The 23420-nt window shown below is 62.6% G+C and carries 18 protein-coding genes and 1 pseudogene; 16 read left to right on the top strand and 3 right to left on the bottom strand.

The window, feature by feature from the left end; translation table 11 throughout:
- Positions 1-282: 282 nt before the first annotated feature.
- From P9236_RS14100 to P9236_RS14140, 9 genes are all read left to right on the top strand, one after another.
- Positions 283-1440 (top strand): nucleotidyltransferase family protein, encoded by a 1158-nt coding sequence (locus P9236_RS14100; protein WP_278075232.1) that lies wholly within the window; start codon positions 283-285, stop codon positions 1438-1440.
- A gap of 61 nt (positions 1441-1501) precedes the next feature.
- The gene (locus tag P9236_RS14105; protein WP_278075233.1) at positions 1502-2518 is read left to right on the top strand and encodes a glycosyltransferase; all 1017 of its coding nucleotides are present in this window, start codon (positions 1502-1504) and stop codon (positions 2516-2518) included.
- 125 nt (positions 2519-2643) lie between these two features.
- On the top strand, positions 2644-3033 hold the full coding sequence (locus P9236_RS14110) for a hypothetical protein (RefSeq protein WP_278075304.1): 390 nt from the start codon (positions 2644-2646) through the stop codon (positions 3031-3033).
- A 130-nt stretch (positions 3034-3163) separates the two neighbouring features.
- Positions 3164-4036 (top strand): glycoside hydrolase family 16 protein, encoded by an 873-nt coding sequence (locus P9236_RS14115; protein WP_278075234.1) that lies wholly within the window; start codon positions 3164-3166, stop codon positions 4034-4036.
- Positions 4037-4167: 131 nt separating this feature from the next.
- Positions 4168-5499 carry a UDP-glucose/GDP-mannose dehydrogenase family protein gene (locus P9236_RS14120; RefSeq protein WP_278075235.1) on the top strand — a complete coding sequence of 444 codons (1332 nt, stop codon included), beginning with the start codon at positions 4168-4170 and terminating at the stop codon, positions 5497-5499.
- 40 nt (positions 5500-5539) lie between these two features.
- Complete coding sequence (locus tag P9236_RS14125; RefSeq protein ID WP_278075236.1) at positions 5540-6622, top strand: glycosyltransferase; 1083 nt, start codon at positions 5540-5542, stop codon at positions 6620-6622.
- A gap of 183 nt (positions 6623-6805) precedes the next feature.
- On the top strand, positions 6806-8047 hold the full coding sequence (locus tag P9236_RS14130; protein WP_278075237.1) for a glycosyltransferase: 1242 nt from the start codon (positions 6806-6808) through the stop codon (positions 8045-8047).
- Between the two features lie 325 nt (positions 8048-8372).
- Positions 8373-9542: a glycosyltransferase gene (locus tag P9236_RS14135; protein WP_278075238.1), complete on the top strand. Its 1170-nt coding sequence runs from the start codon at positions 8373-8375 to the stop codon at positions 9540-9542.
- Positions 9539-11005 (top strand): lipopolysaccharide biosynthesis protein, encoded by a 1467-nt coding sequence (locus P9236_RS14140; RefSeq protein ID WP_278075239.1) that lies wholly within the window; start codon positions 9539-9541, stop codon positions 11003-11005. The genes P9236_RS14135 and P9236_RS14140 overlap by 4 nt, the downstream gene beginning before the upstream one ends.
- A gap of 225 nt (positions 11006-11230) precedes the next feature.
- Here P9236_RS14140 and P9236_RS14145 read toward each other — a convergent pair.
- Positions 11231-12286 (bottom strand): annotated as a pseudogene (locus tag P9236_RS14145) (polysaccharide pyruvyl transferase family protein); the annotation flags it as partial.
- A gap of 286 nt (positions 12287-12572) precedes the next feature.
- Here P9236_RS14145 and P9236_RS14150 point away from each other — a divergent pair.
- The 6 genes from P9236_RS14150 (at position 12573) to P9236_RS14175 (ending at position 20173) form a co-directional block, all read left to right on the top strand.
- The gene (locus tag P9236_RS14150) at positions 12573-13760 is read left to right on the top strand and encodes a glycosyl transferase family 1 (protein WP_278075240.1); all 1188 of its coding nucleotides are present in this window, start codon (positions 12573-12575) and stop codon (positions 13758-13760) included.
- 28 nt (positions 13761-13788) lie between these two features.
- Positions 13789-14775, top strand: coding sequence for a glycosyltransferase family 2 protein (locus P9236_RS14155; RefSeq protein WP_278075305.1), 987 nt, complete (start codon positions 13789-13791; stop codon positions 14773-14775).
- Positions 14775-15710, top strand: a complete 936-nt coding sequence (locus tag P9236_RS14160) for a glycosyltransferase (RefSeq protein WP_278075241.1) — start codon at positions 14775-14777, stop codon at positions 15708-15710. Before P9236_RS14155 ends, P9236_RS14160 begins: the two co-directional genes overlap by 1 nt.
- Entirely contained in the window at positions 15700-16650 is a 951-nt protein-coding gene (locus tag P9236_RS14165) for a glycosyltransferase family 2 protein (RefSeq protein WP_278075242.1), read from the top strand. The genes P9236_RS14160 and P9236_RS14165 overlap by 11 nt, the downstream gene beginning before the upstream one ends.
- Positions 16651-16724: 74 nt before the next feature.
- Positions 16725-17621 carry a UTP--glucose-1-phosphate uridylyltransferase gene (locus P9236_RS14170; protein ID WP_278075243.1) on the top strand — a complete coding sequence of 299 codons (897 nt, stop codon included), beginning with the start codon at positions 16725-16727 and terminating at the stop codon, positions 17619-17621.
- A gap of 167 nt (positions 17622-17788) precedes the next feature.
- The gene (locus P9236_RS14175; RefSeq protein ID WP_278075244.1) at positions 17789-20173 is read left to right on the top strand and encodes a polysaccharide biosynthesis tyrosine autokinase; all 2385 of its coding nucleotides are present in this window, start codon (positions 17789-17791) and stop codon (positions 20171-20173) included.
- Between the two features lie 102 nt (positions 20174-20275).
- On the opposite strand, the gene P9236_RS14180 is transcribed toward P9236_RS14175, so the two are convergent.
- Complete coding sequence (locus P9236_RS14180) at positions 20276-21208, bottom strand: LysR family transcriptional regulator (RefSeq protein ID WP_278075245.1); 933 nt, start codon at positions 21206-21208, stop codon at positions 20276-20278.
- 141 nt (positions 21209-21349) lie between these two features.
- Between P9236_RS14180 and P9236_RS14185 the strand changes: the two genes are divergently transcribed.
- Entirely contained in the window at positions 21350-22342 is a 993-nt protein-coding gene (locus P9236_RS14185; protein WP_278075246.1) for an NmrA/HSCARG family protein, read from the top strand.
- An 82-nt stretch (positions 22343-22424) separates the two neighbouring features.
- Here P9236_RS14185 and P9236_RS14190 read toward each other — a convergent pair whose 3' ends face one another.
- A complete protein-coding gene (locus tag P9236_RS14190; protein ID WP_347405188.1) occupies positions 22425-23138 on the bottom strand; it encodes a metallophosphoesterase family protein in 714 nt (237 codons plus the stop codon).
- Positions 23139-23420: the final 282 nt, after the last annotated feature.

Raw genomic sequence — 23420 nt, forward strand, 5'->3', positions numbered from 1 at the left:
TTAAGTAAGCATTTGATTTGGTTCGAATAAGTTTCCGAACTCAAATGGCGGCCTCGCAGCTGCGAAGAAAATAGCGCGGAAGATACCGGTTGCTGGGTCACGTCGCGGCCCGCCGGGCCTGTCTTCAAAAGTGATCGGCGACACGGTGAACCTGAACGCGAAGGTTGCAGAAGCGAGGCCGCCTCGGAACTCGCTGGATAACCGTTCTGATTTTTGCCGATGCTTTTCTTCGCAGTTGCGGTATAAACGCCGCGGGCGGTTTTGTGGAGAACGACATCGGGCATGGCCGTGCAGGATGCTTCCTACGACAGGCTGCGTGCGTCCGGCTGCGCCGACGAAGTCGCCTATGTGCAGGCCTGTCTGCGGCTGTTCTTCAACCCGGCTGCGGGAGCCGCCGACCATGGCGGCATGCCGGCTCCGGCGATCTCCGTGGCCAACGTCGCCGACATTGCGAGGTTGAACAAGGTCGCGGTCTTTTTGCTCAAGGCCCTCTTGCACGGGGCCGCCGCCGCGACGCCTGCCGAATTGCTCGCATGGCTCGATGGCTATCGCCGGCGCACCATGTCGATGAACGCCGCCTGCATCGGCGATTCGATCGCCGTCCATCGGGTGCTGCGGGACAGGCAGGTCGACTTCGTCTTCCTGAAGGGGCCGCTGCAGCAGCAATTGCTCTATGGTGATCATTTCATGAAGCCATCCGGCGACGTCGACATACTGGTTTCGCCGTCCGGTTTCTTCGCCGCCCGCGAGGCCCTCCGCTCCGCCGGCTACGAGGTCGCCGGCAAGTCGCGCTCGGTCTGGTGGGTGCGCTTCCTCGGCGAGCAGCATATGGTCCGCGACGATGGGGTTCGGGCCGCCACGGTCGATCTCCACCACCGGCTGCAGCAGCCCGGCTCGCCCAGTCCGCGCGACATAGACGGCTTCCTGCGCCGCAAGCGCGAGATCAAGGTTGCCGGAACCACCATGCCTTTGATTTCGGCGCCCGACATGCTGCTCTTGTCCTGCATCAGTGTCGCCAAGGCCTTCTTCAACCGCGATCCTTGCGCCGGCTATGTCTGCGACGTCAGGGCGGCTTCCAGTCGGTTGAGCGAAACCGAGCAGCAGATGGTGCTCGACCATGCCGCCGAGCAAGGCCTTGCCGACACGCTGCTGCTTGGTTTGCGCGCTGCCGATGTCCTGCTTGGCGGCACCGCCACGCTGCTTTCGGACCGCGCCACACGGATCCTGGCGCGCATCGACAATGCCGACCTTTTCCACATGGTGATCGCGCCCTGGCTGTCGTCGTTGCGCTGGCCGCAGCGGCGGACGGTGCTATGGGAGCTCTGCGGCCGCGAGCCGGTGCGCTATCTGGCCGAAGCCGGGTGGGCGGCCTCCGCCGATCTCAGCCGGCGCATCTTCGAGCGGCCGGCCGTCGCCGCGCCGATGCGGAGCAACGGATGAAGACCGGTTTCACATTCAGGGCCATGGGCGGGCTGTCACTCACGCAATTGAAAGGTGAAACATGCCCGTGACGACCCCCAGGGTCTGCGTCATCATCGCCGCCCGCAACGCGGCGCGGACCATACAGGTCGCCATCGCTTCGGCTCTGCGCGAGCCGGAGGTGGCGGAAGTCGTCGTGGTCGACGATGCCTCCACCGACGACACCCAGAATGTGGCGCGCGCCGCCGATGACGGCAGCGGCCGGCTCTCGGTCATGCGTCTCGACGTCAACCAAGGTCCCTCCTTCGCCCGCAACGCAGCGATCAAGGCCTCCGCCTCGCCTTTCATCAGCATCCTCGACGCCGACGATTTTTTCCTCGAGGGCCGCTTTCGCCGGCTGTTCGCCAGTGCCGACTGGGATTTCGCGGCCGACAATATCATGCTGATCAGGGACGATGCGGCGGCCGATCCCGCCAAGGTCGCGGCTCCTTCCTTTGCGCCCGAACCGCAATTCCTCGACTTCGAGCGCTTCGTCGAAGGCAACATTTCTCGCCGCCGCGTGCTGCGCGGCGAGCTGGGCTTCCTCAAGCCGGTGATCAGCAGGGCGTTCCTCGACCGGCACGGGTTGAGTTATGACGAGAACCTGCGGCTCGGCGAGGATTACGAGCTCTATGCGCGCGCCGTCGCCTGCGGAGCGCGTTTCAAGGTCATCAAGTCTTGCGGCTATGGCGCGATCGTCCGCGCCGATTCGCTGAGCGGCCGTCACAGGACGCAGGATCTGAAGCGGCTTGCGGATGCCGATCTGGCGCTGCTGGCGCTCGGCAACTTGCCGGAAGCCTCGAAGGCCGCCTTGCGGCGCCACGAGCGCCATGTGCGTGACAAATACCGGCTGCGCAATTTCCTTGACGTGAAGGCGGAGCGCGGCCTGGCATCGGCCGCCGCCTACGCTTTCGCCAGCCAGTCCAATCTGATCCCGATCGTTCGCGGCGTGGCCGCCGACAAGCTGGACGCGTTGTTCCGCCGCACCGGCATTGCTGCAAAGCAGCAAGTGCCGCCGATGCGCTTCCTGATGTCGGCGACAAGTGCCGCGAAGGAATGATCGGACGACGGCAACGGCGTTGAGCCGTTTCCAAAAAAATCCGCTTTCCGAAACTACGAGGTTGCCTACTTGCCTCGAGAATGGCAGTCTATGTTGCGGTGCAGCAATTGCGAAAGGCCAATCGAATGGCTTCGATTTTTGGCTTCAGATCCAGAGACCCGGTCCGCGACCGGCAGACCGATCTCCAGCGTTTCGACCGTCTGGCGAAGTTGTTCGACCAAATCGGCGCCGAGATCGAAGCAGAGAAAACCGGGCTGGAGAATCGCTATCGGTCGACGGCGACTAACGCGGCCTTCCTGGTCGAGGCGATGGAGAACGGCTCTGCCTCGACGGATAAGTCGTCGGACGTCAGTGCGATGACCGGCGCGATCCTGAACTACGAGCGGCGCATCGCCGAGCTCACTCGCCAGAAAGGCTTGATGAAGGAACTGCGTCGTTCGCTCGACGCGATTGTCGACGGCCCGCAGCAGGCCAAAGCGCAGACCGGATTGGCGAAGTCCGCGGGACGAGGCTGAGGGTATCCACGGACAACATCATCGATACGAGACCATAAAGGAGTTCAAAGGGCGGAAGATCGGAAGCGGCTCGCTGAGGCGGGCCGGAAGTGACTTTGGGTTGGGGCGGACAACACAAGGTGAGTTTGTCATGAACGCAGATTCGAACAACACGTCCATCGCGGCGGCTTGCGGCACGCCGCGTCCGCGCTCGAATGGGTCACGCAGTCCTTGGCCAAGCCTGGCAGGCGCGCTGCTCGCCGTTGCAGCCGCAGTCTCGGCCGCCCCGCATCCGGCGCATGCTGAGGACATGCAGAGCGCGCCCTCCTTCGTCGACAATTTCTCGAACTTCGACCGTTCGCGCTGGTTCGTCTCCGACGGCTGGAACAACGGCAATCACCAGAACTGCACCTGGTCGAAGGACCTTGTTCGGCTTTCCGACGGCGTGCTTTCGCTGAGCTTCGAAAAACGCAAGCTGAAGGATCGCGAGTTCGCCTGCGCCGAGATCCAGACCAAGCAGCGCTATGGCTATGGCGTCTACGAGGCGCGGATGAAGACCGATAGCGGCTCGGGCCTCAACGCCGCGTTCTTCACCTATATCGGGCCGCAGGACAAAAAGCCCTGGGACGAGATCGACTTCGAGGTGCTCACCAAGGATCCGTCGAAAGTCCAGGTGAACAGCTATATCCAGGGCAAGCCGAAGAACGGCAAGCTGGTCGATGTCGGGGGCGGCGCCGACAAGGGCTTTAACGATTATGGCTTCGTCTGGGAGAAGGACCGGCTGCGCTGGTACGTCAACGGCAAGCTGGTCAACGAAGTGACCAATCCGGACGAATTGCCGACCAATCCGCAGAAGATCTTTTTCAGCCTGTGGGGCAGCGACAAGCTGACCAACTGGATGGGCGCCTTCGCCGATCCCGGCCGCAAGGTGACCATGGAGGTCAAGCGCGTCGCCTTCACCGCCTTGGGCCAGCCGTGCCAGTTCCCGGAATCGCTGGCGTGCAGCATAAGTAACAGCAACTAGGCATGATCCCCAGAAACGGGGAACCGCTTTTGGGATAAGATCATGCACAACATCCAGGCCCATGAGGGCCTGGGCACATCTGAACTGGCCGGGCCGTTCTGCGGCCCGGCCTTAAACAGGAACAGAACCGAATGAACTTGACGGTGTTTGGAATTGGCTATGTCGGTCTCGTCCAGGCCGCGGTGCTCGCGGAAGTCGGGCACGAGGTGGTGTGCGTCGACATCGATGCAGCGAAGGTGGAGCGGCTCAATCAGGGCTTCATCCCGATTTTCGAACCCGGGCTGGAAAGCCTCGTCAGGGAAAACCACGCCGCTGGCCGCATCCGCTTCACCACCGATGCGGCCGCGGCGGTCAAACACGGCCAGATCCAGATGATCGCGGTCGGCACGCCGCCCGGCGAGGACGGCTCGGCCGATCTGAAATATGTGCTCGCCGTCGCCGAGGCCATCGGCCGCGAGATGAACGCGCCCAAGATCGTCGTCGGCAAATCGACCGTGCCGGTCGGCACCTGCGAGAAGATCAAGGCAAGGATCGCTGAGACCCTGAAGGGGCGCGGGCGCGAGGACCTGAGCTTCGATGTCGCCTCGAACCCTGAATTCCTCAAGGAGGGCTCTGCCGTCGCCGATTGCATGAAGCCCGATCGCATCATCGTCGGCACGTCGAGCGAAGACACCGAGGCGGTGATGCGTGAGCTCTACGCGCCGTTCAACCGCAACCACGAGAAGATGATCGTGATGGACGTGCGCAGCGCCGAATTCACCAAATACGCCGCCAACTGCATGCTGGCGACCAAGATCAGCTTCATGAACGAGATGGCCAACCTCGCCGAGCAGCTGGGCGCCGACATCGAGGAGGTGCGCAAGGGCATCGGCAGCGATCCGCGCATCGGCTATCACTTCATCTATCCCGGCCTCGGCTATGGCGGCTCCTGCTTCCCCAAGGATGTGCGCGCGCTGATCAAAACCGCCGAGGGCGTCAAGTTCGACGCCAAGCTGCTGCGCGCCGTCGAGGAACGCAACAACGCGCAGAAATCGGTGCTGTTCGAGAAGGTCGACCGCTATTTCCAGGGCAACCTCAGGGGCAAGACCTTCGCCGTCTGGGGGCTAGCCTTCAAGCCGAATACCGACGACATGCGCGAGGCCCCGTCGCGCACGCTGATGGAGGCGCTGTGGGCGGCCGGCGCCAAGGTGCAGGCCTATGATCCGGAGGCGATGCAGGAATGCCAGGCCATCTACGGCCTGCGCGAGGACCTCCTGCTTTGCGGCACCAAGGAAGCGGCGCTGCGCGGCGCCGACGCGCTTCTGATCTGCACCGAATGGAAGAGCTTCAGGGCTCCCTCCTTCGACGCGCTCAAGGACGCGCTGACCACGCCGGTCATCTTCGATGGCCGCAACCTCTACGATCCGAAGGTCATCGCGCGCTACGGCATCGAATACCACTCGATCGGCAGGTTAGCGGCATGACTGTGTGACGGCCGGGGCGGCACAACAAGGGACAAGGTTCATGAACGTTCTGTTTGCAGGCGGCACCGGCTATATGCCGCAATTCAGCGGGGGTGTTCAGTCGAGCACCCATCATCTGGTCGAGCAGTTGCGCGAACACGGTCATGAGGCCTCGGTTCTGGCGGCACTGTTCGGCGATGGCATCTTCGGTTTCAAGGCGCGCGCCAAGATGAAGCTGCTTCGCCAGCGCGCCGTCATCGACACGTTTCCAGGTTATCCGGTGGTGCGGGCGTGGTTCCCGTGGGAGGCGGCGGGCTTTGCGGTCAAGAAGCTGAAGCCCGATGTCGCGGTCGTGCAATGCCACAATTCGGTGCCGATCGGCAAGGAACTGCAGGCGCTGGGAGTGCCGCTGGTCGTCTATCTGAGGAATGTCGAATTCCACGAACTGGCCGGCGACCTGCGCGACCTCCGCTCCGCGCGCTACATTGCCAATTCCGAGTTCACCGCCCGCGCCTACAAGGCAGAATTCGGCATCGATTCGACGGTGATTCCGCCCAGCATCAATCCCGCATTTTACAGCACCCCGACCACCGGCGAATTCGTGACGATGATCAACCCTTACAACGAAAAGGGTTTTGAACTGGCGGTTCGTATTGCCGGCGAATGCCCTGAAATTCCGTTTCTGTTCGTCGAGAGCTGGATGCTTGACGACAAGCACCGGGCTGAGATCGAGCGGACGATCGCCCCGTTAGGCAATGCAATCCTGGAAAGCCGTACCAGCGACATGAAGACCGTCTATGGCCGCACCAAGATTCTGCTTGCGCCCAGCAAATGGGAAGAGGCCTGGGGGCGGGTGGCATCCGAGGCCCACTGCAGCGGCATTCCAGTCGTCGGGTCCCGGCGCGGCGGTCTGCCGGAAGCGATTGGCGTCGGTGGTGTGGTGCTCGACTACGATGCTCCGCTTGCCGACTGGGTTGCGACGGTTCGGCGATTGTGGAACGATAAGGCCGAGTACGACCGACTGTCTGCCGCGGCGCGGCTGTTTTCAGAGCGGCCTCAGATGAATCCGGACAGCCAGTTCGCAGTGTTCATGGATGTCTTGGGCAATGCCACCGAAAGGCAGAATCTGCGCAGGGCGTCGTGAACCTCCGAGGCTGCTTCGGGCAATCGCGCGTGCGCAGTCCCGCGGTATCGCCCCAACAGAAATGCTGCAGTGCAATATTTCGGTAGCAAATTAGCAGCCTGCATGTTAACCCATCTAAATCAGGGGCTTGGGCTAGCCTGACCGGTAATGGTCCAGGCCGGTCCGCAACGTTAAAGGCGGGCTATGCGCGTTGGCTTTGTCGTCGGCGAATTCCCCCTCCTTTCAGAAACCTTCGTCATAGACCAGATGGCTGGGCTGCTGTCGCGCGGCTTTGATGTGGAGGTCATCTGCACCAGGATAGGGAGTGACGGTCGCATCGACCGGCAAGGCGAGCCCGTGGCGAAGCTGCTCGCCACGACCCGATGCTGGTGGGAATGGGCTGCCGGCGTCCGCGAATTGGTATTTCGCTTGCCGCCACGCTTGCGATACAAGGTGTCGACCGCTCTCGATATCATTTTCTCACGCCGCCTGAACCGCTGCGACGTGATTGTCGCTCATTTCGGACAGAACGGGGAGAGGGTGGTCGCGCTCAAGAAATGGAAGTTCCTCAAACCGCCGGTCATAACTATCTTCCACGGCGCGGATGTAGCGATTCCGTCGCGTCAGGCGGTGCTCGCGGCGCAGTATGCCGGGCTCATCAAGCATGGAACCTTGAACCTGACGGTCAACGAGTTTTTCCGAGGGATGCTGCTCGCGGCAGGTGCCTCCCAGTCAAGCACCGTGGTCCACCACATGGGAATCGATCCTCGCGAAATCAGCTATCGCTGGGCATCATGGCAAGGCACCCAGCTGATCCTTACGACGGTTTGCCGCTTGGTGGAGAAGAAGGGCGTCGAGTTCGCCCTACGCGCCTTGGCCTCCCTGGTGAGCTTTCATCCTGAGATAGACTGGCGCTACGACATTATCGGTGACGGACCGTTGCGGCCGGGGTTGGAGAGGCTTGCAGCGGAGCTGGGGTTGGCGAGCCGCGTAACATTCCTGGGCAGCCTCTCGCACATGCAAGTGAAACGTCGGCTTCGGCTGGCGCATCTGTTCTTGCTGCCAAGTGTCACTGCCAGCGACGGGGACATGGAAGGCATCCCGGTCGCGCTCATGGAAGCAATGGCGGCCGGATTGATTGCGGTCAGTACGTATCACTCAGGAATCCCCGAGCTTATCCAGGATGGGGAGACAGGGTTCCTTGCGCCTGAGAGAGACATTACGGCACTCGCCGACAAGCTTGCCTGGGTCGCCAAACATCCAGGGGAATGTGAGCGCATCGCACTCGCCGCACGCCGCAAAGTCGAGGAGCAATTCAACGCGGATGTCTTGAACGAGCGTTTTGCGCAGATCGTTACCCAAGTGGCCATGCAAGGCGCGGCGCTTGAATCTGCCATCCACGTCGGTATTGCTGACGCCCCGCCAGATCGTTCCGGTGCCGTCTAGCGACATTGCTTAGCTTTCGATGACAAGATGCGTCATGGACCGCGCGGCGCAACAAGTTGCGGAATTCCGCCTGAGCTGCATCAAAAATGTTGCAGTGCAGCAATGGCTGTAATAGCATCCCGGCGGGTGGGCCAACAGCGGTCTGGTTCATGCTGTATGTTACGTGCCTCGGGCACGACCTTTTCGGCCCGGCTGTCGTCGCCGGAACGTCTGCTCTGCTGGCGGTCGAAAATTATACCCGACGAGCGGTCCGCGAGTTTGCCGGCCGCCAGGCGTTGCCTGAAACCGGCCGACCGATCGGTTTTGCCGCGAGCGCAGCCTGCCGATGAAAATTTGCTTCGTAGTCGACAAGTTCCCCTCCTTGTCCGAGACATTCGTCCTCGACCAGATTGCCGGATGCCTTGAGCACGGCATGGAGGTCGGCGTCGTCTGCAACGAGACGACCTTCGGCAGGGACCGCAATGTCGACGATCAGCGCTGGCAGGCGCTGCCAGGAAAGGTCGTGTGCTGGTGGGGTAGCCTCGGCCGCTATCGTCCGTTGCTCAGGAAATGGTCCGGCAGGCTGTGGGACAAGCTTTCCACTGCCATCGATGTCGTTCACGCTCACAAATTGCGGAAGGCCGACGTCATCGTCGCGCATTTCGGCACCAATGGCTTGCGCGTCGCTCGCGTCATCAAGCGCGGCAGGATTTCCGCACCACTGGTGACGATTTTCCATGGCAACGACGTTGGCGGGCCGATGCACGACAATACGCTTGCGCGCTACAAGACCGTATTCGAAAACGGTGTTCTCCAACTGCCGGTGAACGCCTTTTTCCGCGACGCTTTGATCGAGGTCGGCGCGCCGCCGGCAAAGGTCGTGGTACACCATATGGGCGTTCGGCCTGGCGAGATCGAATACCGCTGGCGGTCATGGGAGCAAGACACGCTTTCTTTCATCTCGGTCTGCCGGCTGACCGAGAAGAAGGGCATCGAGTATGCGCTGCGCGCGCTGGCCAGCCTGCCGCGTCGTAACTGGATTTATTCAGTGATCGGCGATGGCGAGCTGCTGGAAGGGCTGAAGCGTCTTGCCGGCGATCTCGGCATTGCCGACACGGTGACTTTCCTGGGGCCGAGGCCGCATGCCGAGGTCAAGCAGCGCCTGCGCGATGCGCATGTGTTCGTGTTACCCAGCGTCAGCGCGCCCGATGGCGATCTCGAGGGCATACCGGTGGCGCTGATGGAAGCCATGGCCGCTGGTCTGACGGTGGTCAGCACCTATCATTCCGGGATCCCCGAGTTGATCCAGGACCAGAAGACAGGCTTCCTCGTACCGGAGCGGGACGTCGAGGCGCTGGCCGGCAAACTTAGCTGGATCGCCGAAAATCCGAAGCTGTGCGAGCCGATCGCGCTCGCTGCCCGCAGCAAGATCGAGGCGGATTTCAACGCAGACGTGCTGAACGAACGGTTCGCGCAGATTGCAACCGAGCTTGGTGAGACGAGAGCGCCCAGATGAATGCCAACCCGCCTCCTCTTCAGTTCGGTCGTGTCGCGCTGCGCGGCGGGCTGGTTACCGCTGGCGCGCAGGGCTTCAAAATGGTGATCCAGTTCCTTTCGGTCATCATCCTTGCCCGTCTTCTCGTGCCCGAGGATTTCGGTCTGGTGGCGTCCGTCGGACCGATCGTTGCCTTTGTCGGCTTGCTGCAGAACCTTGGCTTGCAGCAAGCCCTGGTCCAGCGCAAGGACATCAGCGAGCAGCAGCTCAACCAGGTGTTTTGGGTCAGCGCGCTTGTCGGACTGGGCAGTTCCGTGGTGGTTGTGGCGCTGGCGCCGGCCATCGCCGCATTCTACGGCGACCAGCGCATGCTCGGCATCACCATTGCCTCTGCCCTGCCGCTGCTGCTTGGCAGCGTTGCCGCGGTTCCGCTGGCACTCATGAACCGACATCTGCAGTTCGGCCAGCTCGCCCTCAACGATGTGATAACGGCGGCCGCGGGACTTGTCGTCGCCGCGATCGCGGCCTGGGCGGGAATGGGTTACTGGTCGCTGGTGCTGGGGCCGGCGGCTGCGGCGGTGGTTGCGCTCGCCGCAGCATGGCGGGTGGTGGGGTGGACGCCCTCGCGGCCGGATCTGAAAGTCGACGGCGAGATATTGTCGTTCGGCGCCAACCTGACCGGCTTCAACCTGGTCAACTTCTTCGCGCGCAATCTCGACAACATCCTCATCGGGAAATATTCCGGAGCGATCGAGCTCGGCTATTATGACCGAGCCTACAAGCTGCTTCTGTTTCCGCTCCAAAACATCACCCAGCCGCTGACGCGCGTAATGGTGCCGCTGCTCAGCCGCATTCATGAGGACAAGCCCCGGTTTCGCGACCTTTACGTGCGAACCAACTGGATGCTGGCAGCCGTGACCATGCCTGGCATCGCGGCGCTGACGCTGAGTTCGGAACAGGTGGTAGCACTTCTTTTCGGGCCGCGCTGGACAGCCGTGGCGCCGATTTTTGCCTGGCTGGGCATCGCCAGCCTGATGCAGTCCGTTTCAAGCACCACCGGCTGGATATTCATCTGCCAAGGCAAGACCAAGCTGATGTTTCAATGGGGCATATACTCGTCGCTGACGACGGTCGCCTCTTTCATCATTGGCCTGCACTGGGGCGCCGTCGGCGTCGCCGCCGCCTATGCCATCAGTGGCTATGTGTTGCGCGTCCCCGTGCTTGCGGTGCTGGTCCACCGCGTCGGGCCGGTGACTGCCGGCGATTTTCTGATCATGCAGGCGCTCTTCATCGTTTCGTCGCTGCTCGCCTGGCTCGCCTATCTGGGTCTGCCGGCCTCGCTCATCGGCCGATCAGACCTTCTCGCCGTGGTCCTGGCGCTTTGCCTGAACTACGGCCTCGCCCTCATCCTGATGCTGCTCTTTCCCCAATCGCGCGGGATGCTGTCCGGCACGTTTCAGAACATCGCCCGCAGCATCCGCTGAAACGCCGGCGACCAGGGGCCTCAGCAGGTCTGTGGCCGACATTGCCGAAGCATGTTCTTCAAGCACGGCCTGCAGGCTAGTGCGACGATACCGGTCGAGGTTGGCGGCAAACCTGCCGAGCTTTTCGGCCGCTTCCTGCGGCGTCACCGTATCGATGTCGAGCAACAGGTCGGCGACGCCGATGCGCTTGGCGACTTCCTTGGTCTTGAATTCATAGGCGATCGGCAACACCGGCGTGCCGACGCAAAGCGACATGATCATCATGTGCATGCGCGTCGCGACGACGAAGTCGAAGCCTTTCACCAGCGCCATCAACTGGTCCGGCGTGTGGAACGAAGCGTCCACGCTGACATGTTTGGCAATCTCCGGATCGAGCTCGGCTACGATCGCGCGCGCCGTCTTGGAATCGTCATGCGCGTATTCCGGAACGCCCTGGCATGTTGAGACGAAGGTCACCTCCTTGGCATGGTCCCTGACAAGGGTGGTTGCCATTTCGCGCACCGAATCGATGTAGCGGCGCATGCCGCCTTCGCCGTCATTGACGTAGTTCCAATGGCGGACGGAGATGGCGACACGCCCGGTTTCCTCCGGAGGCTCGGCGGAGGCCAGCCGGTTTTCGATCCTGTCGGTGTCCGCAAGTGCAAAGACGGCATCGGCCACGACGTGGCATTTGCCTGGCTCCTTCACCATGTCCAATATGTGGTTTCTGGAACGCTCGTCGCGCAGCAGGATGAGCGGGCTCCGGTCGAAGATCGGGCTCAATTCCCGCCGATTGTAGATTTTGTTGAACGGGCCGAGGGATTGCGTGAAAAAGACGGGATCCTTACCGAGGATTGCATCGACGCGGAACTGGTTCAACCGCCTTTCAAGATTGTAATTTTCGACTAGATAGGTGCCGCCGGTCGTGACGACGAGGTCGGCGTTTCGATAGATATCGAGACTGTGACGGTCGGTGTCGTTGAACAAGGCACGGCCAACGGCGCTCTCGGCGCCGAAACGCCGCAAAGCGTGGCGAACGACGCGGTTGTAAAGAGGTTTCAGCCGGTCTTTCACCCCGCTACCAGAGCCATATCGGAAGATGGATTCCGACAGCAGCTTGTGAAACTCCAGGTCCGGGTAATCCTTCTTGGGGTAGAGTCTCGCCGCGACTTCAGGTTGGCTGTCGAAGACCAGGAACCGCAGGTCGCTGCCAAAAACGGTCTTGAGAATATGGCGGATCGCCAGCAGAATCGCTGCGTCCCCGGTGTTCAGGCAGACTGTGTTCTCGACGACGATCTTCATCGAATCACCTCATCATGAATAGGTTCCGCGACCAGGAAACGACCCCTCGTCGTTCTAATCCCGGGCACATCAATCCCGGTTCAATCCGCTCTGGCAGCTTGGCGCGCCGACTGGTCAGCGCCAAGGAATGAACCGTTGCCGCTCGAGCAAGCCGACCTTAGCGTACGATTTTTGCAGTGCAACAAAAATGCTGTGTTCCTTGCTACGCCGCACCAAAAATGTTGCGATGCAGCAAAAGCTGTACTAGCATCCCTGTGGGTGGCGGGCCCAACTGCGGTCGAGTTTCATGCTGCATGTCTTGTACCTTGTGCATGACGTATCCGATCCGGCGGTGCGCCGGAGGGTCAAAATGCTCAGGGCAGGCGGTGCCAGGATAACCCTGGCGGGCTTCCGCCGCACCCCCAGTCCGATCGCCGAGATCGAAGGTCTCGAGCCGGTCGACCTCGGCCCGACGCGCGATGGCCGATTCGCGCAGCGCATCGGCGCGGTGGCCAAGGCTGCCGTATCGATCGGCGCCAAGCTCGGTGCCGTGACGCGCCCCGACCTGATCATCGCGCGCAACCTCGAAATGCTGGTTCTTGCCCACCGCGCCAACCGGGTTTTCGGCGCCGCAGTGCCGATCGTATACGAATGCCTGGACATCCATCGGCTGATGTTGCGCAACGACCTTGTCGGCAAGATGCTGCGCGGGGTCGAACGCCATCTCGCCCGCGATGTGAAGCTTTTGGTGACCAGCTCTCCCGCTTTCGTCGCCAATTATTTCAAGCCGTTCGGGCAAATCGCCGCACCGGTCGAGCTGATCGAGAACAAATATTTCGACGCCATGCCGGTGCTGGCCGACGATCCGCCAGCGGACGATGTGCTTGGGAAGGACTGCCCGGCGGCGCCGCCCTGGCGCATCGGCTGGTTCGGCGCGCTTCGCTGCCGCCGCTCCCTGGATATCCTGGCCGAATTCACCCGACGGCAGAATGGACGCTTCGAAGTGGTGCTGCGGGGCCGTCCGGCGCTGTCCGAATTCCCGGATTTTCACGCCTTCGTCGAGGCCGAGCCGTGGCTTTCCTTTCGCGGTCCCTACCGCAATCCGGAGGACATGGCAGCGATCTACCGGGAGGTGCACTTCTCCTGGGCGATCGATTTCTTCGAGCAGGGCCAGAATTCCGAATGGCTGCTTCCCAACCGCCTCTACGAAGGCTGCCGTTTCGGCGCCGTGCCGATCTCGATGGCGAGCACCGAAACCGGCCGGTTCCTCAAACGACAGGACATCGGCGTGCTTCTGTCCGAGGCCGCGCCCGAAGGGCTCGACACCGCGCTCGGCCGGATGAGCCGGGAGCGCTTCGGCAAGCTGAAGTCGCGCGTGCTGGGCCGCAATCCGCGGACCTGGAGCTATGACCGCAGCGATTGCCTGGCTTTCGTCGACAAGCTGCGAGGCCTGACCGCCGTTCGCGGGACCTTCGCGACCGAGGCGCTGGCATAGGATGGCTGAGAATGGAAAAAAGCCGATGATGCGGACAACGGCATCGAGCCTGATCGTCATTCCGTGCCTCAACGAGGCCGCTCATATCGGCGTGCTGCTCGGGCAGTTGCGTCCGGCTGCGGCAAGACTCGGCGCGCGCATCGTCGTCGCCGATGGCGGCAGCACCGACGGCACGCAGGCCATCGTCGAAAAGATCGCCGCCGAGGATCCGCGGGTCGTGCTGCTCGCCAATCCGAAGCGCATCCAGAGCGCGGCCGTCAACTTGGCGGTGGCGACGTTCGGCGACGACGCCGGCTACGTCATCCGCATCGACGCGCATGGCGGCTATCCCGCCGACTATTGCGACAGGCTGATCGAGGAGGCGCTTGCTACTGGCGCCGATTCGGTTGTCGTCTCGATGCTGACCAGCGGTACCGGCGCGGTGCAGAAGGCCGTCGCCGCGGCGCAGAATTCCAAGCTCGGCACCGGCGGTTCCAAGCACCGCCACATGTCGGCCGGCGAATGGGTCGACCACGGCCACCATGCGCTGATGCGCATCAGCGCCTTCAGGGCGGTCGGCGGCTATGACGAGAGCTTCAGCCACAACGAGGATGCCGAGCTCGACTACCGGCTGCGCCAGGCCGGCTACCGCATCTGGATGAGCGGCGAGACGCATATGATCTATTACCCGCGCGCCACGCTGAAGAGCCTCTATTTCCAATATCTCGGCTATGGCCGCGGCCGCGCGAAGAACGTGCTGAAGCATCGCATGGTGCCGAAGGTGCGGCAGATGATCCCGCTGCTGGTCGCGCCGGTCGTTCTTTTGGCGCTTTTCTCCTTCGTCTCTTGGCTGGCGGCCGTGCCTTTTCTGCTTTGGGCGATCGTGTGCCTCGGCTACGGCGCGGTGACGACCATTCGCCAGCGCAACCCGGGCCTAGCGCTGGCCGGCGTTTCGGCGATGGTCATGCATTTCGGCTGGTCCGTCGGCTTCTGGCTACAGCTTCTCACGCCCCGATCGCAGCGCGAGGCGGCGTGATGGCCGGCCGCTCCATCGACATCTGCATCTGCACCTTCCGCCGGCCGGAGCTTGCCGACACGCTGCGTTCCATCGCCGCGCTGGAGAAGCCTGCCGGCTTCGAGATCGGCATAGTCGTCGCCGACAATGACGACGAGCCGACGGCACGGCCGCGGGTAAAGACGCTGGCACGGGAGCTGAAGCTGCCGATCCGCTATCGCCACGCGCCGGCCCGCAACATCTCGATCGCCCGCAATGCCTGCCTAGATGCCAGCGTATCGGACCTCGTCGCCTTCATCGACGACGACGAGACAGCGTCGCCGGGCTGGCTCGTCGAGCTTGTCGCAACCGCGGAGGCGACCGGCGCGACCGCCGTGCTCGGACCGGTTCGCGCGACATATCGTCAGGATGCGCCGGACTGGATGCGTAAGGGCGACTTCCACTCGACGTTGCCCGTCTGGGTGCGCGGCGAGATCCGCACCGGCTACACCTGCAACGTCCTGCTCAGGACGACCGAGGAGAGCCTGCGCAACCGGCGCTTCAGCCTGGCGCGCGGCCAGACCGGGGGCGAGGATACCGAGTTCTTCGATCATATGGTCAAGTCTGGTGGACGCATCGCCTTTGCCCCGCGGGCCTTTGTCGACGAGGTGGTGCCGCGATCGAGGGCGGCTTTCGACTGGCTGCGCCGCCGCCGCTTCCGCTTCGGACAAACGCATGGCCACCTCATCGGACGCGACACCGGCGGCGTGCGCCGCATCAGTCAGGTCGGTCTCGCTTCCGCCAAGGCGGCCTATTGCTTCGGCATGGCGCTTTTGACCGCGGTCAGTCCGGTGCGACGGAACCGCAGCATGCTGCGCGGCATTATGCATGTCGGCGTCGTCAGCGGTTTGGTCGGCGTCCGCGAAATCCGCCAATACGGCCTGAACCCGCAGGAAGGGGACAAGCGTGCAGCCTGACGTCAGCTTCGTCATCGCCGCTTACAACGCGGAGGCGACCCTCGACCGGGCGATCGCCAGCGCGATGGCGCAGCGCGACGTCGCGATCGAAATCATCGTCGTGGACGACCGGTCGCGCGACCGCACGCTCGATGTCGCGCGCGCCTATCCCGAAGACATCGTGAAGGTGGTCGCGCTTCCCGCCAACCGGGGTCCCGGCGGCGCCAGGAATGCCGGGCTCGATCTCGCCCGCGGCCGCTGGGTGGCTGTGCTCGATTCCGACGACGCCGTCCTGCCGGGCAGGCTGGCGGCAATGATCGCGCGGGCGGAGAAGGCCGGTGCCGAGATCGCGGTCGACAATGTCCAGGTCGTGCGCGAGGACGGCAGTCCCGACGACATCATGTTCCCGACCGGCTATCTCGAAGCGCTCGGCGAAATCTCGCTGGCCGGTTACATCGCCGGCAACGTGGTCTTCGAATCGCGCTTCAACCTCGGTTATCTGAAGCCGATCTTCCAGCGTCGATTCCTCAACGAAAACCAACTTCGGTACGACGAGAAGCTGCGCATCGGCGAAGACTACATTCTTTTGGCGAGCGCGCTGGCCAAGGGCGGCCGCTGCGTGGTCGAGCCGACCACCGGTTATGTCTATCATATCCGCACCGGTTCGATCTCGCGGGTGCTCGAATTGCATCATGTCGAGGCGATGGCCGAAGCAGATGCCGCCTTCGCCGCCGCGCATTTCATGGACGAGCCCGCCAGAACGGCCTTCGCGAGGCGCGGCCGCAGCCTGCGCAAGGCGGCCTCGTTCTTGTCATTGGTTCAGCACATCAAGGCGCGTGCGCCGCTCAAGGCTATTCGCACGGCGCTCAGCGATCCGGCCGCGGTCAGGCATATGAGCATGCCGATCGCGGTCCGGCTCAGAAGGGTTGCGGCACAATTTGCCGTGGGGACGGGGAGGTGAAGCATGCGGGCGGATGGAATGCATTTTCATGGCCGGCGATAGGTTGAAATCGATCTCCTCAGAAGGAATAAGCGATGCAGAAAGTCAGGAAGGCAGTCATCCCGGTGGCGGGGCTCGGAACGCGGTTCCTGCCGGCGACCAAGTCGATGCCGAAGGAAATGCTGCCCGTCGTCGACAAGCCTGTCGTGCAATATGCCGTGGACGAGGCGTTCGAGGCCGGTATCGAGCACATCGTCTTCGTCACCGGCCGCAACAAGGCGGTCATCGAAGACTATTTCGACCTGCATCCTGAACTGATCGGCACCCTCGAGCAGACCGGCAAGAAGGCGCAGCTCCAGTCGCTGGAAAGCCTGCTGCCGGTCGCCGGCGCCACCTCCTTTATCCGCCAGCAGTCGCCGCATGGCCTCGGCCATGCCGTTTGGTGCGCGCGCGACGTGATCGGCAACGAGCCCTTCGCCCTGCTGCTTCCCGACATGGTGTCCTTCGGCGCGCCGGGTTGCCTGGCCGAAACCGTCGACCTCTATCAGCGGACCGGCGGCAATGTCATCGCCGTCGAGCGCTGCGATCCTTCGGAAACCGGCAAATACGGCATCGTCGGCCGCGGCGCCGAGGTAGCCTCCGGCTTCGAGGTGACCGCCATGGTCGAGAAGCCGGCTCCCGCCAAGGCGCCGTCGAACTTCTACATCAACGGCCGCTACATCTTGCATCCGGAGATCTTCGCCTTGCTCGGCACCCAGCAGCGCGGCGCCGGCAACGAGATCCAGCTCACCGACGCCATGGTCCGCCTGGCGGAGAGCCAGCCCTTCTATGCCCAGCCCTTCAACGGCCGCATGTTCGACTGCGGCTCCAAGGAAGGCTTCATCGAGGCCACAATCGCCTTTGCCCTGGCGCGCGACGACATGAAAGGACCGATCTTCGAAATGCTGCAGCAATTCGTCCGGTCGCACGAGCGCCGGGAAGTGGCCGCATAATGCCCAAATTTTGGGTGCATATGCGCAATCGCGATGGCGCGACAGCCGCGCAAGCGCCTGGCTTTCCTGGCCAGGCGCCCCGTGGCACGGATGTTGCCTGGTCTTTTCTGGTAACGACCCCACTCTTCGAAGGCCGGTAGCGCCTGCAACCTGGAATTGGACCGAAGATGAATTATGCCAACTTTCCTCTCGACAAGAGGATGCCATTGCCCAGTACCGAAGCGGAAAAGGGTGAAGACTTCATCGACGTCGAGCGTCTGCTTGGCATGGCGGCCCGGCAGGCCAAGGTGGTGGCGGTCTGCGCCGTCATCGGCCTGTTCCTGGGCGTGATCTACCTGCAGACCACGCCCAAGCAATACACGTCGGTCTCGAGCGTTTTGATCGACGAGGGCCTGAACAAGGTCGTGGACGACATTTCTGCGGCCAACGTCACGCAGCAGACGGACGCTACCATCCTCAGCCAGATAGAAATTCTCAACTCGGCGCGGCTGGCATCGGTGGTTGTCGACAAGCTGAAGCTCGACCAGAACGACGAGTTCATGTATCCGCCGCAATCGGCCCTTGCCCAGGGTATCGGTTTCCTTCGCAGCGTGCTTGCCTATTTTCGCGGCGGCTCCAGCACGGACGACATTCCGGGAATCCAGAACGTCGACGCCGCGACGCGCCAGGCGATGATCACCGCCGCGCGTCATGACTATGCGGTCCTGAAGCTGCAGACCGAATTGACGGCGGATCGCGTCGGCCGCAGCAACGTTATTACCTTGGGCTATCAGTCGACGAATCCGGCTCTCGCCACGGCCATCACCAAGGCTTATGCCGATGCCTATCTCGCCGATCAGCTCAACGCCAGCTTCGACGCCACCGAGCGCGCGGCTGTCTGGCTGCAGGGCAGGCTGACCGAGCTTCGCCAAAGCTCGCAGCAGGCCGCCATGGAGGTCGAGAAATTCAGGGCCGAGCACGGGCTGTCCGCAAGCAGCGACGGCCAGTTGATCAGCGGCAAGCAATTGTCCGACCTCAACGCCCAGCTTATCATCGCGCAGGCCGATACCGCGCGGGCCAGCGCCCGCTACCAGCAATACAAGGCGATCGTCGACAGCGGTTCCGAGAGTGCCTTCAACGATTCCGCAATTGCATCCGATCAGCCGAGCAGCTCGGTCATCATCGGCCTCAAGACCCGCTATCTCGCCGTCTCCAAGCGGCTGCAGGATGTCGAGGCGAACTTCGGCAAGGACCACCCGCAGGCAGTGGCGCTCGCCAAGGAAAAGGCCGATGTGTCGGCCCAGATCTTCGGGCAGTTGAAGCAGATCACTGAGAGCTACCGCAACGACTTCCAAGTCGCGCAGGCGCGCGAGGCCGAGCTTAGGCAGAAGATCACCACCGCTGCCGGCCAGAGCTCGGCCGACAACGAGTCGCAGGTGAGGCTGAGGGAACTCGACCAGCAGGCGCAGGCGCTCTCCACACTCTACCAGACCTTCCTCAGCCGCTACCAGGAAGCCTCGCAGCAGCAATCCTTCCCTGTCGGCAAGGTGCGCATCATCTCGGACGCGAACATGCCCCTGGCAGCGTCGAGCCCGCGCACCATCAGGGTGCTGGCGCTTTCGCTGGTGCTTGGCCTTATGCTCGGCGCCGGCTTCGGTGGCCTGAACGAATTCAACGAGCGCTTCTTCCGCACCGGCGAGGACGTTCGCGACCGCGTCGGCCTGAAGTTCCTCGGCTATCTGCCGACGATCGGCGGCGGCAGGGCCAAGGAGGCGAAGCCGGACGACTTGCCGGCTGACGGCAAGGTCACCAGCCTGTCGGCGGCGGAGAAAAGGGCGCGCATGCGAGTGAGCCTCGACGCACCGGCCTCGATGTTCGCCGAGACGCTCCGCAACGCCAAGATCGCGTTCGATGTGGTGATGGAAGACAAGGACAGCCGGGTGATCGGCGTCATCTCGGTCCTGCCCGGCGAAGGCAAGTCTACGGTCGCGGCAAATCTTGCAGGCCTGCTCGCCGCCAACGGCGCCAAGACGTTGCTGATCGACGGCGATCTGCGCAATCCCGGCCTCAGCCGCAGCCTCGGCATGGAAACCGAGCACGGGCTGATGGAAGCGGTGGTCAACGGGCAGACTTGGCAGTCGGTCGGCAAGGTCGACCGCCAGACCAAGCTGGCGATCATCCCCGCGGTGCTGCGCGGCCAGTTCTCGCACACCAGCGAGCTTCTGGGCTCGGCCGGGATGCGGCGCTTCATCGAGAACGCCAGGGAGACGTTCGAATACATCATCGTCGACCTGCCGCCGCTTGGCCCGGTGGTCGACGCCAAGGCCTTCGCGCCGCTGGTCGACGGTTTCGTGCTCGTCACCGAATGGGGCCGCACGCCACGCGCCATGATACGCTCGATGCTGGAGCAGGAGCCTTATATCGCCGACAAGATCGTCGGCGCGGTGCTCAACAAGGTCGAGCTGAAGAAGCTTGCGAAATACGGCTCGCTCGGCGCTTCGGAAAAGTTCTTCGACCGCTATTCGAGCTACTATCTGGAGAAGTCTGAGTCTCGCTCCAAGCAGGCCGCCTGATTTAGAGCAATTCCAGGAAAAGTGTGTAACGGTTTTCCGTCCGGAATGCGTAAAAACAAATAGTTAGAGCGGTTCGGCGATTCCGTGAAACGCTGAACCGCCCTAGCCGTGATTATCGCGCGCTTGGGACGAGGATTGTCGCGCGACAAGGGAGATGACAGCTTCACGGATCCAGCGCTGGCCGCTGTGTCCGTGATTGCGCTCATGCCACACCATTCCCACTGCAAAGCCTTCAACGGGGAACGGACAGTCCATCACTTCAAGCTGGTCCGCGGAATCGCGCACCAGCCGTTCCGGGACCAGTGCCACGAAGTCCGAGTACGACACGATCTCGGGGACAAACAGGAACGAAGCCGCGGAAAGCACCACGTTGCGCCTGTGTCCGAGAGCGGTCAGAGCGCTGTCCAACGGTGTCACGAAGCTGCCCCCGTCCAGAGACACGATCACTTGCTCCAGCATGGCAAATTCAGCGACTGTGATTCCTTTCCGCAGCCGCGGATGCTTCCGGCGGCCGATGAGCACATAGCGCTCATCGAACAAATGGCGGGTGCGAAGGCTTGGCGGGGCCGCCTGCGGCGTCATGAGCGCCAGATCCACATCGCCGCGCGCCATCTGCGCCTCCAGCTGCGGCACGTCCAGATTGCGGATCGCGACGCGAACACCGGGCGCCCGCGTCCTGAGTTCCACAACGAGCGGCTTGACCACGGCCGCTTGTAGATAGTCCGTGCAAGCGATTGCGAAGGTCAGGTTGGCCTTCGCCGGATCGAAGTTCCTATGCGAAGCGACCGTTGCGCGAACTTGATCAAGGGCTTGGCGCAACGGATCGAGCAACTCCATCGCTTTGATCGTCGGCGTCATGCCTCGCTGGGCAGGAATCAGCAGCGGGTCATCGAACTCACGCCGGAGGCGGTTTAGCTGGGCGCTTACCGCTGGCTGGCTCAGGTGCAGCCGGGCAGCCGCCTTCGTGACGTTCCGCTCGACCAGCAGCGTCTCCAGGGTAACCAACAAATTGAGGTCAAGGCGCTTGGTATCCACGGCATGGATAGTAGCCGAACATTTTTATGATTTCCAATATAGCTCGCGCCAGCCGAGACTCTGTGATTGAGGCCGACACGCGACGCGCCCGAGGAAGAAGGACGGGAGAAGCGGTTCCGCCCCTCAAACAGGATAACCAACATGAGCCAAGCCGATATTTCCAAACCTCTGATCACCGTTGTTGGCGCCTCGAGCAAGCAAGGCCGTAGCGTCGCCAATTCCTTGCTCGACAGCGGGCGCTACCGGGTACGAGCCCTGACGCGACGCCTCGAGAGCCAGCCCGCGCAGGCCCTGGCGAAGAAGGGTGCCGAAGTCGTGGTGGCGCCTCTTGAACTCGGCAGACAGGCCGACCTCGCCGAAGCGATGAAAGGCTCGGCTGGGGCGTTCTTGATGACGCCGCCCATCGTCAAGGTGCCGCCGGCGGAACCCGAACTCGACCTCGGCAAGGAGTTGGCCGACGCGGCGGTGGCCGCTGGCGTCGAGCAGGTGGTGTTCAGCGGACTCGAAAATGTCGAAGCCATCACCGGCGGCACCAAGTGGGCGCCGCATTTCACCGACAAGGCAAAGGTAGAGGATTACATTCGCGGCTTGCCCGTCCGCAGCTCGTTTGTCTATCTGGCGTTTTACTACACCAACTTCCTGGAATACTACGTGCCGCGCGGCGGGGAGGACGGCATAACGTTTGCCATATACCTGCCGCCGGACATCCCCATGCCGTTCTGTGATCCGCTCACTGCGGCCGGCCCGGCGGTGCGCGAGATCTTTGACCACCCGGCGCGATACGCTGGCGAAGTCCTGCCCGTAATCGGCGAGTTTATCTCGGCGCAACAAATGGTGGACACGTTTGTGCGGATCACCGGAAAACGCGCCCGCTATGCCTCTGCCTATTCGCGTGAAGACTTGTTGCGCCATTTTCCGAGCTTCGCCGGTAATGAGCATCTCGTGCGCGAGTTGGTGGGTATGGTCGAATACGCCGTCGAATATGGCTACTACGCCCCCGAGCGCGATCTGACCTGGAGTCGGAGAATCGATCCGGATGCCGTGACTTGGGAACAGTTCCTTAAGCGCAGCAAGTGGCAAGGCGACCTGCTGTCCTTTGGCGCCGCCGCAGATGCCGAGCTTGCGCCGACCTGAGAGCGAACTGTGCTTGCTTCATGAAGGCGGCGTCGAGCGTTTCTCCTTCCGGAGTTAATACTCAGAGCGGTCGGAACAACTCTCAATCCCTGGACGACAGCAGCCGTCCATATTTGCCGACGATCCTGAGGGCGGTCAGCCGGCCGCTCTGGAAAGCGCCCGTGTCGATGCCGAGCCGGCGACCCTCGAGCGTTGGAACGTCCACGATCGTATGTCCGTGCACCACCCAGCGGTCGAGGTGATGCGCCGCCGCGAGGAAGTCGGATCGAATGTTGAGCAGGTCGGCCTCGTCCTGCTCCTCGAGCGCGATCCCGGGCCGGATGCCGGCATGCACGAACACGAACTGCTCGGAGCAGACCATCGCCGGCAGCGTGCGCAGGAAGCCTACATGGCTGGCGGGAATCGTCTCGCGGATGCGTTCGTCGACCTCTTCGCCTGAAGCGTACAGATTGGCGAGATGGGCCGGGTCGATACCGTAGGAATAGAGGGTCTCCCGCCCACCAACCGCGAGCCACGGCTCCAGCGACAGGTAGCCGTCGAGATAGTTGAGCATCGCCACCTCATGGTTTCCAGCGAGGCAGACCCTGAGGAAGCCTTTTGGCGGCGGTGCCATGAGGTGCTCGATCACACGTCGCGACTGCGGTCCGCGGTCGACATAGTCGCCGAGCATGATGATGATCTTGCGGCCACGGAACTGCAGCGCGTCGAGCAGGATCTTCTGCTCCAGCGCGCGCAGCTCGTCATGGCAGCCATGCACGTCGCCGATCGCGTAGACCACCGTGTCGCGCATATCCATCACAAGCCGCTCGCGCGGCAATGGTCGGGGTCGTCTCGATCGCTGGAACAGGCTCACGGATTGCGGCTCGGTACTCAAATTAGGGTTATGCCACGGAGCGTGGACCAAGCCTCGATATCATGTCGGATGCAAACAATTCCACACTAGAACCGTGCTTCGCTTAAAGCGTGTCGCGTTGAGACGGACTCAGGCGACGCCCTTTAAGTCCTTGTTTTGATGCATGTCGTTCTCCCAAAACCGGCACTGAAGGCGATCACGAAGCCGCTGCGGGACGAATTCGTG

Source organism: Mesorhizobium sp. WSM4884, from assembly GCF_029625675.1.
Classification (GTDB): Bacteria; Pseudomonadota; Alphaproteobacteria; order Rhizobiales; family Rhizobiaceae; genus Mesorhizobium.

Coding starts and splice junctions, on each gene's coding strand:
- P9236_RS14100 (WP_278075232.1), top strand. CDS start 283: ATGGCCGTGCAGGATGCTTCCTACGACAGGCTGCGTGCGTCCGGCTGC.
- P9236_RS14105 (WP_278075233.1), top strand. CDS start 1,502: ATGCCCGTGACGACCCCCAGGGTCTGCGTCATCATCGCCGCCCGCAAC.
- P9236_RS14110 (WP_278075304.1), top strand. CDS start 2,644: ATGGCTTCGATTTTTGGCTTCAGATCCAGAGACCCGGTCCGCGACCGG.
- P9236_RS14115 (WP_278075234.1), top strand. CDS start 3,164: ATGAACGCAGATTCGAACAACACGTCCATCGCGGCGGCTTGCGGCACG.
- P9236_RS14120 (WP_278075235.1), top strand. CDS start 4,168: ATGAACTTGACGGTGTTTGGAATTGGCTATGTCGGTCTCGTCCAGGCC.
- P9236_RS14125 (WP_278075236.1), top strand. CDS start 5,540: ATGAACGTTCTGTTTGCAGGCGGCACCGGCTATATGCCGCAATTCAGC.
- P9236_RS14130 (WP_278075237.1), top strand. CDS start 6,806: ATGCGCGTTGGCTTTGTCGTCGGCGAATTCCCCCTCCTTTCAGAAACC.
- P9236_RS14135 (WP_278075238.1), top strand. CDS start 8,373: ATGAAAATTTGCTTCGTAGTCGACAAGTTCCCCTCCTTGTCCGAGACA.
- P9236_RS14140 (WP_278075239.1), top strand. CDS start 9,539: ATGAATGCCAACCCGCCTCCTCTTCAGTTCGGTCGTGTCGCGCTGCGC.
- P9236_RS14150 (WP_278075240.1), top strand. CDS start 12,573: ATGCTGCATGTCTTGTACCTTGTGCATGACGTATCCGATCCGGCGGTG.
- P9236_RS14155 (WP_278075305.1), top strand. CDS start 13,789: ATGCGGACAACGGCATCGAGCCTGATCGTCATTCCGTGCCTCAACGAG.
- P9236_RS14160 (WP_278075241.1), top strand. CDS start 14,775: ATGGCCGGCCGCTCCATCGACATCTGCATCTGCACCTTCCGCCGGCCG.
- P9236_RS14170 (WP_278075243.1), top strand. CDS start 16,725: ATGCAGAAAGTCAGGAAGGCAGTCATCCCGGTGGCGGGGCTCGGAACG.
- P9236_RS14175 (WP_278075244.1), top strand. CDS start 17,789: ATGAATTATGCCAACTTTCCTCTCGACAAGAGGATGCCATTGCCCAGT.
- P9236_RS14185 (WP_278075246.1), top strand. CDS start 21,350: ATGAGCCAAGCCGATATTTCCAAACCTCTGATCACCGTTGTTGGCGCC.
- P9236_RS14190 (WP_347405188.1), bottom strand. CDS start 23,138: ATGGATATGCGCGACACGGTGGTCTACGCGATCGGCGACGTGCATGGC.